Below are 9,685 nucleotides of genomic sequence, written 5' to 3' on the forward strand. Positions count from 1 at the left end.
ACCGCGGTCGATCTCCTCGAAACTCCGTCCTGTACTCGAGAACCGGGAGTACAGGTCGGTGTTCGACCGCCAGTCTCCGAGTCAGCACGCTTTTGCGGCGGTAGCCGGTTTACTCGAACGAACGCGACAGCTACTACGATGATCGATTCCGTCGTCGAAGCCGTCCAGATGCGGACTCGAGCCCTATTGTCGGCGACGCGACTGACGCAGTTTGCTGGGGTCGGTTTCGTCGGTGCGATCGTCGATTTCGTCGCACTCTACGCGCTCGTCGAGTGGACGGTGCTCGGCCCCGTCGTCGGAAAGGCGATCTCGTGGGAGCTATCGATCGTCGTCATCTTCGCGATCAACGAACGCTGGACGTTCAGCGAGTTCGGCTCCGTCGGGCCTCGAGCGCTCGGAAGGCGATTTCTTCGCTCGAACGCGGTTCGGTTTGCCGGCTTTCTCGTGACGCTCGCGGTGCTTACGGGGCTGGTGTACGGGTTCGGAGTCTGGTATCTTGCGGCGAATGCGGTCGGTGTCGGGATCGGCTTCTTCGTCAACTACACCTGTGAAAGTCTCTACACCTGGAAGGTACACCGTGACTAGCGCCACAAACCCCCACACGGCACCCGAATCACAACCCTTAACTACGGTACTCGGTTACGATGATGTAGCGGGATGGGATAGCCAGGAGATTCCGGCGGGCTCATAACCCGCAGACCGGTAGTTCAAATCTACCTCCCGCTACTTTTCGACGCGAATAATAACTCCGAGCGTAGCGAGGTGTGTCGTGAGCGTCGAAAATAGCGTAGTGGTAGTTTGAACTAGACGGCACCCGAGCGAAGCGAGGGTGACGGCGTAGTTCAAATCTACCTCCCACCCATAGTTCTCGTGTCGATTCACTAACGCAGATAGCGACGCCAACCGCTCACCTCCGCTCGAGCGAACACTTGGGTTCACTCGAGCAACCGAAAAAACGTCGTCTCTCGCGATCTGATTCACAAATCTGTCGGGTCGATCAGTGTGCCGCGTGGACGTGATCGCGAAGCGAGTCGCGATCGTCGAAGGCCTCGTTGCAGACGGCGCAGGTGTCGTGGTGCAACGGGAGGTGCTGGGTGAGCGCCGCGACCGATTCGAACTCTGCGTCACAGGACGAACAGGTGTGAGTCATTGCGATTGAACTAGCCGCGCCAGCGTACAAAAAAGGACCTTACAACTCCGCCAGCCGGGTTGGCTCTCTCTAACAATCGGTTCGAAGAGATTGTGAAACTGCTTCGAGTGGATCGTCATCGTCGTGACCCCCTTCGCGAGCGAAACGGTGTGGATTGCTCGAGCGAGTCGTTGCGGACGTGTGACTACCGGATCTTCTCGCCGATCGCGGCGTCGTCGTGGGTCGTCAGCAGATCGGCTTGCTCGCCCGCAGCGAGGATCATTCCGTTGGACTCGACGCCGAACAGTTCGGCGGGTTCCATGTTCGCGAGCAGAATACACTTCTCGCCGGGCAGTTCCTCGAGGTCGTGAAGCTGTTTGATGCCGGCGACGACCTGTCGGGTCTCGAAGCCGATGTCGACCTCGAGGCGTGCGAGGTCGTCTGCGCCGTCGATTCCCTCGGCAGTTTCGATGCGCCCGACGCGAATGTCTACGTCCTGGAACTCCTCGAAGCCGATGCGATCCTCGAGTAAGGGCTCGAGGTCGTCGGTGTCTGTCATGGCCTCGGATTCGTCCGACGGGGTGTCGTCGTTTTCGATTTCCGCTTCGTCTCCGTCCGCGTCGTCGTCGTCTGTCGCCGCTTCGACGCGTTCCTCGAGTTTCTCGGTGAGTTCGTCGACCCGGTCGTCTTCGATCTTCGCGAACAGTTCGCCGGGTTCGGCGAAGGTCTGGGGCGGCGTCTCGAGGGCGGCCTCGAGGTGGGTATCGGCGATCTCGCCGTCTTCGCCGATCTGCTCCCACAGCGCCTGTGATTTATCGGGCGTGATCGGCTCGAGCAGGACGGCGACGGCTTTGGCGATCTGGACGCAGTCGCGGATGACCTGTGCGGCCGCCTCGGGGTCCTCGTCGGTGAGCTTCCAGGGCTCGTTGCGCTGGATGTACTCGTTGCCGAACTGCGCTAAGCGGACGGCCGCCTGACCGACGCCGCGAAGCGAGTAGTCGTTGACGCTCTCTCGAACCTCGCCGATGGCACCCTCGATGCGCTCTTGAACGTCGGCCGAGACGTCCGTCTCCGGCGTCCCCTCGTAGTTGCGGTAGGCAAAGAGCAGCGATCGGTACCAGAAGTTGCCGACCGTACCCACGAGTTCGCCGTTTACCTTCTCCTGGAAGGCGTCCCAGGAGAAGTCGACGTCCTGCTGGAGGCCGCCGGTGGTCGTCAGATAGTACCGCAGGAGGTCGGGATGGAATCCCTCCTCGAGATACTCTTTCGCCCAGATTGCCCGGTTGCGGCTGGTCGAGAGCCCCTTCCCGTTGATCGTGATGAAACCGGTCGCGGCGACGCCACGGGGCGCGTTGTAGTCTGCGCCCTCGAGCATCGCGGGCCAGAAGATCGTGTGGTGCTGGATGATGTCGCGGCCGATGACGTGGACAATCTCGCCGTCGCCCCGCCAGACCTCCTCCCAGTCGTACTCCTCGGCCCCGACGCGCTCTGTGTACTGCTTCGTTGAGGAGATGTACTCGATCGGCGCGTCGACCCAGACGTAGAGGACGATCTCCTCGTCCTCCTCGCCGGGGTAGTCGATGCCCCAGTCCATATCGCGGGTGAGACACCAGTCTTGCAGTCCCTCTTCGATCCACTGGCGGGGCTGGTTGCGCGCGTTCGACGTCCCCTCTAAGTCGTCTAAGAACTCGGTGAGGTAGTCGGCGAACTCGGAGACGCGGAAGAACTTGTGAGTGCGTTCGCGATACTCCGCGGGGTTGCCCGTGCGGACGCTCGTCGGGTTCTCGATCTCTCCCGGCTCTAAGTGGCGTTGACAGCCCTCGTCGCATTCGTCGCCGCGGGCTTTCGCGCCACAGTAAGGACAGGTCCCCTCGACGTAGCGGTCGGGGAGGTAGTCGTCGGCCGTCGGATCGTAGGCGACGACGACCTCGTCTTCGTAGACGTAGTCGTTTTCGTCCAACGTCCGGACGATATCGCGGGTGAGTTCGGTGTTGGTCTCGTCGTGGGTGTGACCGTAGTTGTCGAACTCGACGTTGAACTTGGGGAACGTCTCCTCGTACTGTCGGTGCCACTCGAGGGCGAACTCGGCGGGATCGACGCCCTGTTCTTCGGCGTTGACGGCGACCGGCGTGCCGTGCATGTCGGAGCCGGAGACGTACGCCGTCTGCTGGCCAAGCGTCTCGAGGGCGCGGGAGAAGGCGTCCGCGCCGATGTATCCACGGAGGTGACCGATGTGCAGGTCGCCGTTGGCGTAGGGCAACCCGCAGGTCACGACCGCGGGGCGGTCCGTCGGAAAGTCGTCGTTGGTCATATGCGTGTGGTGTCGGTGGCGGGCGTAAAACCCGCCGGTTTTCGATCGCTACTCGGTTCTCGAGCGACCTCGTCGCTCCGTCGGTTCGAGGACAGCACGCAGGGTTTCGACGCCGCGTGGGCCCGTATGACCGGGTGCGCCGCGGCGCCTCCGCCGTGCAAAACAGTCACTACGGGCGCATCGAGCGGAACCGACGAGCGGCGGCTCGAGGTGCCATATTGACTTGCTCTTGCTCGCCGATCGGTATAACTGTTGTTTCTCCGTTGTGTCTCGACTCGAGTGCCGGAACCGCACCGCAGAGATCGACGAGCAGGGATCGAACACCTCGATGCGTACGGCACCGTCCGTATTCGGATATTTCCCGTCGATGGGGACCGTCCTACTCGCGTCGACGAACGCGACCACCGGTGTGCTCGAGCAGTCCTCGAGCGTAGAGATTCGAGGTCGATCGGTTCCCGATCCGGGGCCGTTGCACGGTGGCGCCGATATCCTGAGCGGGAGTATCGTTTGACTACGACGCGAAAACAGCAATTACTCCTGGCGACAGTCACGTGATGTTTTGACACAGTGGGTCGGTTCGCCGTCCATGAGTTCCGTCGAGATACCACGGGAGACGTGGGCGACGCGAATCGGATTCATCTTCGCGGCCGTCGGGAGCGCGGTCGGTCTGGGGAACATCTGGCGGTTCCCGTTCCAGGTTGGACAGGAGGGTGGCGCTGCCTTTCTGGTGATGTACCTCCTGTTCATCCTCGCCGTCGGCTTCCCTGCGATGCTCGTCGAGTTCGTCGTGGGCCGGTACACCGAACGAAATCCGGTCGGCGCGCTCAGGGAGATCGGTTCCGGTGCGTGGCGATACGTCGGCTGGATCTTCATCGCGACGGGTTTCGTCATCCTCTCGTACTACAGCGTTGTCGCCGGCTGGACGATCCGATACACGGTCCTCGGCTTGCAGGACGGCTATCTCGCGGACGCCGCCGAGGCGGAAGCCCAGTTCGTCACGCTGGCGAGCGGCCTGGACGCGATCGTCCTCCACGCCCTCTTCATGGCTGCGGTCATCCTCATTGTCGGCGCGGGAATCAAACGCGGCATCGAACTCGCGGTGACCGTGATGGTCCCCGCGATTATCGTCATCGTCGTCGGGCTGGCAGTCTACGCGGCGACGCTCGAGGGAGCGGGCGACGCCTACGCCTACTACCTCTCGCCGGACCTGGGCGTGATCGCCGCCAACTGGACGAGCATTCTTCCGGCGGCGGCCGGCCAGGCCTTCTTCACGCTCTCGCTCGGGATGGGGGTGATGATCACGTACGCCTCTTATCTCGGTGAGGATCGAAACCTCGCCGAAGACGGCGCGATCGTCATCGGCTTCGACACCGCGATCGCGTTCGTCACCGGCCTGATCGTCTTCCCGATCCTCTTTACGGCTGGGGTCGATCCAGCCGATCCGGGGGCGGGAGCGATCTTCGTCTCGCTCGCCGCCGCCTTCGGCGACCTCACCCTCGGCTGGCTCGTCGGCGCGGTCTTTTTCGGCACCGTCGCCATCGCCGCCCTCTCGAGTGCGATCAGCCTGATGGAGGTCGTCGTCTCCTACGTCGTCGACGAACACGCTGTCGACCGGCGCGTGGCGGCACTCGCGATCGGTGGCGGGATATTCGTCCTTGGGATTCCCTCGGCGTACGACCTCGTCCTCCTCGACCTGTTCGACCTCTTCGCCGACCAGATCCTGCTGGTACTCGGCGGGCTCCTGTTGGCGATCCTCGTCGGCTGGATTCTCTCCGACCTCGCGGTCGAGGAGCTATCGCTCGGAATCGGTGACCTCGGCGGCTACGGCACCGCCTGGATCTGGGCCGTGCGAATTCCGGTCGTCCTCGTGTTGATCGTCGCGCTCGTCCTCGGGGTTCTCGATTATCTCGAGTTCCTGACCGGACCGTTCGCGGAGTGGCTCGCCGACTGATCGCCCTCCACGAGCGATAGTCGAATCACAGATTAGTTCTCCGCCGATCCGTCGGCGTCGACGCTCCAGACGTCGACGAGTACACCGAGTCGACTGCCCGCGAGCAACGCGCCGCCGACGAGCACGAACCCGCCAAACGTGACCAGAAACGTCAGCCCGGCGAGATCCAGTACGATCGTAACCGCTGCCCCGACCCAGGCGAGCCAGCCGATCGCCTCCCACGGCCGCCCGCCGTACAGCCGCCAGATCGAAATCGAGAGCAAGAGCCCGCCCGCAGCCGCCGCGACGACCGCCCCCTCGAGCGTCGTCGACGCCACTGCCAACGCCGCGAACCCGACGAACGCCGCGACGTCGATCCCGTCGATCGCCATACGTCACACTCGCGGACGCGGCGATAAACTGGTGTCGATCGGAAAACCGACCGGGAGATCCACGAACCCCCTCCCCGTTCGACCGTCAGTCGCTCGGGATCGGGACGCTCGCACGGACCTCGAGTCGGTCCAGGTCGGCGACGAACGAGGCGAGCATCTCCCGGCTGACGTGGGGCATACAGACGACTCGAAGCTCACCCGTCGCGGTCCGAGAGATGCGCCACCCCTCCGCTCGCAACGCCTCGAACGTCGACTCCGGGACGTCGGCCGCGACGAGCGGAAGCGTCGGCTCGACGACCTCATACCCCCGCTTCTCGAGGACGTCTGCAAGCCACTCGGCGTTGTTCTGCGATCGCACGTACTGGCTCCGGTAGCCCGCGGGCCACAGTTCCTCCATCGCCGCGACGGCGCTCGCGACGCCCGCGCCCGATCGGGTGCCGGTGAGCGTCGCCTGTGACGTCGACTCGAGGTACGGCGTATCGACGGCGAGTTCGTCGAGGAGGTCGGAGTCTCGGACGAGCAATCCGCCCGCGGGGACCGCGGCCTGGCCCATCTTGTGGGGGTCGATCGTCATCGTGTCGACCGGCGCGTGGCCGAAGTGCCACTCGAAGTCGGTAAACGGGAGGACGAATCCGCCCCAGGCGGCGTCGACGTGTAACAGGGCGTCGACCGAGCGGGCGATCTCCCCCAGTTCCGGGATCGGATCGACCCGGCCGTACTCCGTCGTTCCGGCTACGGCGACGACCATCGCGGTGTCGGCGTCGACTGCCGAACGGACGGCCTCGAGATCGATACGATGGGAGTCGTCGGTCGGGACGACGCAGAGGTCGACGCCGAGGACGTCCGCCGCCTTTCGAAAACTGAAGTGAGCCGACGCCGGCATGACGACGGTCGGTCGGCGCGTCTGCGCGCGCTCGCGGGCGATCCGCACCGCCTGAATGTTCGCCTCCGTCCCGCCGCTTGCGACGTAGCCCGCCGGCTCCTCGAGACCGGCGATCTCTCCCAGCGTGGCGATGGCTTCCTCCTCGAGGGCCGAGATAGTGGGATACGTGCCGGGATCGCCGGGATTCGTCGCGAGAAATCGTTCGGCCGCCTCGCGGGCCACCGGGTGGGGTTTCGTACACATCGACGAGAGCACCCGGTCGAACGCCTGCGGCTCGATCTGCATGTCACGTGGATAGACAGTCGTGCGTTTATGCATTACGTTTACTCGGCGTTCAGCCGATCGAATAGCCGGTTAGATCCGTTCTCGAGCTCGGCTGGGAGCGGCAGTACCGCGTCGAAAAACCGGGTATTGACCGACCGTCAGCGAACCGACTCGAGTAACAGCTTCTGTTCGACCCGTTTGACTTCGTGTTGGACGTCGCGGACGGCGTCGATGTTCGCCGAGATCGAACTCACCCCCTCGTTGACGAGGAACTGGACCATGTCGGGTTTCGAGCCGGCCTGGCCGCAGATGCTCGTATCGACGTCGTGTTCGCGACAGGTCTCGATGACGTCGCCGATCAGTCGCAAGACGCCGGGGTGGAGTTCGTCGAAGCGGTCGGCGACGTGTTTGTTGTTCCGGTCGACCGCGAGCGTGTACTGGGTGAGGTCGTTCGTCCCGAAGGAGGCGAAGTCGATACCGGTGGCGGCCAGTTCGTCGGCACAGAGTGCTGACGCTGGCGTCTCGATCATGACGCCCCACTTTCGCTTCTCGGGATCGATCCCCGCCTTCGTCATCTGCCGTTTGGCGCGGTGGACGTCCTCCGCGTCGTTGACCAGCGGGAGCATGATCTCGACGTTGTCGTATCCCATCTCGTAGAGCCGGCGGAACGCCTCGAGTTCGTGGGCGAAGACGTCGGTCCGATCCAGCGATCGCCGGATGCCCCGGTAGCCGAGCATCGGGTTGTGTTCGGCGGGCTCGTCGGCGCCGCCCTCGAGTTCGCGGAACTCGTCGGTCGGCGCGTCGAGCGTGCGGACGCGAACGGGGCGGGGGTAGAACTCGTCTGCGACGCTGCGGATCCCCTGGACGAGTTCGTTCGTGTAGGCGTCGGCGCCGTTCTCTTCGATGAACTTCTCGGGTGTCTGGTTCAGCGAGAGGATCATGTGCTCGGTGCGCAGGAGGCCGACGCCGTCTGCGCCGGTCGCCGCCGCGCGTTCGGCGGCTTCGGGGATCGAGACGTTAACCTTGACCTCCGTCGCGGTCATGGGTTTGACCGGCGATTGCGGGCGGACCTCTTCGACCGGCTCCGTTTCCTCTTCGGGTTCGACCTCGGCTCCCTCGAGGACCGCGCCTCGCTCGCCGTCTAAGGTGACGACCTCGCCGTCGTTCAGGACGGTTGTCGCGTTGGTCGTCCCGACGATGGCGGGGACGCCGAGTTCGCGCGAGACGATCGCGGCGTGACTGGTCATCCCGCCCTCGTCGGTGATGATCCCCGAAGCGCGTTTCATCGCGGGCACCATGTCGGGCATCGTCATCTCGGTGACGATGACGTCGCCGTCGCTCACTTTGGCCAGATCGTCGAGTTTGGTGACGATCTTCGCCGGCCCGCTGACGATGCCGGGGCTCGAACCGAGTCCGTCGACGACGATCTCGCCGCTGTCGGTGCCCGTCGCGTCGCTTCCCTGTGCGGACTGGACGCTACCACTTCCGTCGGTGACGCCCGTAATGGGATCGGCGGTTTCCTCGAGTGAATCGGTCGCGGCGTCTGCCCTGTCGGTCTCGTCGATCGTCGTAATCGGACGCGACTGGAGCATGAACACCTCTCCGTCGACTATCGCCCACTCGACGTCCTGGGGTTCGTCGTAGTGGTCTTCGACGCGTTCGCCGAGGTCGACGAGCGCGTCGATCTCCGCGTCGGTGACGACGCGTTCGTCGCGTCTGTCTTCGGGAACCGCTCGCTCGACGGTTTCGCCGGTTTCGGCGTCTTTGACGTGCATCACCTTCTTCTCGGCGACGGTGACGTCGACCGACCGGTCCTCGCGCGAGACGACGTAGTTGTCCGGCGAGACGGCACCGGAGACGACGGCCTCACCGAGGCCCCACGCCGCCTCGATGATCATCGTCGGATCGCCCGTCGAGGGGTGGCTGGTGAACATCACGCCGGATTTTTTGGCGTCGACCATCTGCTGGACGACGACGGCGATGTTGACCGTCGAGTGGTCGAACCCCTGCTCCTGGCGGTAGTAGATCGCACGCTGGGTAAACAGCGACGCCCAGCACTCTCGAACGCGCTCGAGGAGCCGATCCTCGGTCACGTTGAGAAACGTCTCCTGTTGGCCGGCGAAGGAGGCATCCGGGAGATCCTCTGCGGTCGCCGACGAACGGACGGCGACGAACGCCCCACCGTCGTCCGACGAGTCGTCGGTGTCCGTCCCTATCTCGTCGTACGCAGCGAGGATCTCCTCGCGTAGGTCGTCGGGAAACGGCGTTTCGAGGATCAGTTCCTGTGCCCGGTCGGCGGCCTCGGCGAGAGCGGCGGAGTCGTCGGCGTCGACGTCGACGGCGGCGAACAGTTCGTCGTCGATGCCGGCCTCCTCGATGAACGATCGATACGTGCCGGCAGTTACGACGAATCCCGGCGGAACGGGCAGGCCCGCACCCGTGAGTTCTCCCAGGGAAGCACCTTTCCCGCCGACCGTCTCGAGGTCGTCGGCACCGATTTCGTCCAGCCAGAGTACAGCCATCTCTACTTGCGTGGACAGGAGAACGAATAAAGAAGGTTGCGACCGACGGTCGGAAATCGGAACTCGAAACTGAATTAGAATCCCGTGCGGGCGGAGATGTTTGTACTCGGTCTAGCAGTACTTCCGGGGTTTAGTTCCAGCAGCTGTTTTTCGGCGTAGAACACGTCTATTGACAGAATGAAAGAGACGAAACGTGCTCAGGCGGAAGGGCTACAGTTTCTCAGCAATTACTGTTCAGCATTCACGACTCGGTT

General features: G+C 63.8%; 8 protein-coding genes and 1 tRNA gene. 4 read left to right on the forward strand and 5 right to left on the reverse strand.

What is annotated here, in order from left to right; translation table 11 throughout:
* Window positions 1-138: 138 nt before the first annotated feature.
* On the forward strand, window positions 139-585 hold the full coding sequence (locus tag FYC77_RS18140) for a GtrA family protein (protein WP_149082909.1): 447 nt from the start codon (window positions 139-141) through the stop codon (window positions 583-585).
* A 66-nt stretch (window positions 586-651) separates the two neighbouring features.
* Window positions 652-726, forward strand: a tRNA-Met gene (locus FYC77_RS18145).
* 271 nt (window positions 727-997) lie between these two features.
* Here the strand turns inward: FYC77_RS18145 and FYC77_RS18150 are convergent.
* Together FYC77_RS18150 and metG are read right to left on the reverse strand one after the other, a co-directional pair.
* Window positions 998-1,150, reverse strand: coding sequence for a C2H2-type zinc finger protein (locus FYC77_RS18150; protein WP_149082910.1), 153 nt, complete (start codon window positions 1,148-1,150; stop codon window positions 998-1,000).
* Window positions 1,151-1,334: 184 nt separating this feature from the next.
* Entirely contained in the window at window positions 1,335-3,440 is a 2,106-nt protein-coding gene (metG, locus tag FYC77_RS18155) for a methionine--tRNA ligase (protein WP_149082911.1), read from the reverse strand.
* A gap of 367 nt (window positions 3,441-3,807) precedes the next feature.
* On the opposite strand from metG, the gene FYC77_RS20235 reads away from it, so the two are divergent.
* Window positions 3,808-3,951 (forward strand): hypothetical protein, encoded by a 144-nt coding sequence (locus FYC77_RS20235; RefSeq protein ID WP_162354558.1) that lies wholly within the window; start codon window positions 3,808-3,810, stop codon window positions 3,949-3,951.
* A 75-nt stretch (window positions 3,952-4,026) separates the two neighbouring features.
* Window positions 4,027-5,391 (forward strand): sodium-dependent transporter, encoded by a 1,365-nt coding sequence (locus FYC77_RS18160; RefSeq protein ID WP_149082912.1) that lies wholly within the window; start codon window positions 4,027-4,029, stop codon window positions 5,389-5,391.
* Window positions 5,392-5,423: 32 nt separating this feature from the next.
* On the opposite strand, the gene FYC77_RS18165 is transcribed toward FYC77_RS18160, so the two are convergent.
* From FYC77_RS18165 to ppsA, 3 genes are all read right to left on the reverse strand, one after another.
* Window positions 5,424-5,762 carry a hypothetical protein gene (locus FYC77_RS18165; protein ID WP_149082913.1) on the reverse strand — a complete coding sequence of 113 codons (339 nt, stop codon included), beginning with the start codon at window positions 5,760-5,762 and terminating at the stop codon, window positions 5,424-5,426.
* An 85-nt stretch (window positions 5,763-5,847) separates the two neighbouring features.
* Window positions 5,848-6,930 (reverse strand): tyrosine decarboxylase MfnA, encoded by a 1,083-nt coding sequence (gene mfnA / locus FYC77_RS18170; protein ID WP_149082914.1) that lies wholly within the window; start codon window positions 6,928-6,930, stop codon window positions 5,848-5,850.
* A gap of 137 nt (window positions 6,931-7,067) precedes the next feature.
* Window positions 7,068-9,431: a phosphoenolpyruvate synthase gene (ppsA, locus tag FYC77_RS18175; RefSeq protein WP_149082915.1), complete on the reverse strand. Its 2,364-nt coding sequence runs from the start codon at window positions 9,429-9,431 to the stop codon at window positions 7,068-7,070.
* Between the last annotated feature and the right edge of the window lie 254 nt (window positions 9,432-9,685).

Origin of the sequence: Natrialba swarupiae (assembly GCF_008245225.1) — an archaeon.
Lineage (GTDB): Archaea > Halobacteriota > Halobacteria > Halobacteriales > Natrialbaceae > Natrarchaeobius > Natrarchaeobius swarupiae.

Excerpts from the sequence above, each read along its gene's own strand:
- FYC77_RS18140 (WP_149082909.1), top strand. The coding sequence starts at position 139 with ATGATCGATTCCGTCGTCGAAGCCGTCCAGATGCGGACTCGAGCCCTA.
- FYC77_RS18150 (WP_149082910.1), bottom strand. The coding sequence starts at position 1,150 with ATGACTCACACCTGTTCGTCCTGTGACGCAGAGTTCGAATCGGTCGCG.
- metG (WP_149082911.1), bottom strand. The coding sequence starts at position 3,440 with ATGACCAACGACGACTTTCCGACGGACCGCCCCGCGGTCGTGACCTGC.
- FYC77_RS20235 (WP_162354558.1), top strand. The coding sequence starts at position 3,808 with ATGGGGACCGTCCTACTCGCGTCGACGAACGCGACCACCGGTGTGCTC.
- FYC77_RS18160 (WP_149082912.1), top strand. The coding sequence starts at position 4,027 with ATGAGTTCCGTCGAGATACCACGGGAGACGTGGGCGACGCGAATCGGA.
- FYC77_RS18165 (WP_149082913.1), bottom strand. The coding sequence starts at position 5,762 with ATGGCGATCGACGGGATCGACGTCGCGGCGTTCGTCGGGTTCGCGGCG.
- mfnA (WP_149082914.1), bottom strand. The coding sequence starts at position 6,930 with ATGCAGATCGAGCCGCAGGCGTTCGACCGGGTGCTCTCGTCGATGTGT.
- ppsA (WP_149082915.1), bottom strand. The coding sequence starts at position 9,431 with ATGGCTGTACTCTGGCTGGACGAAATCGGTGCCGACGACCTCGAGACG.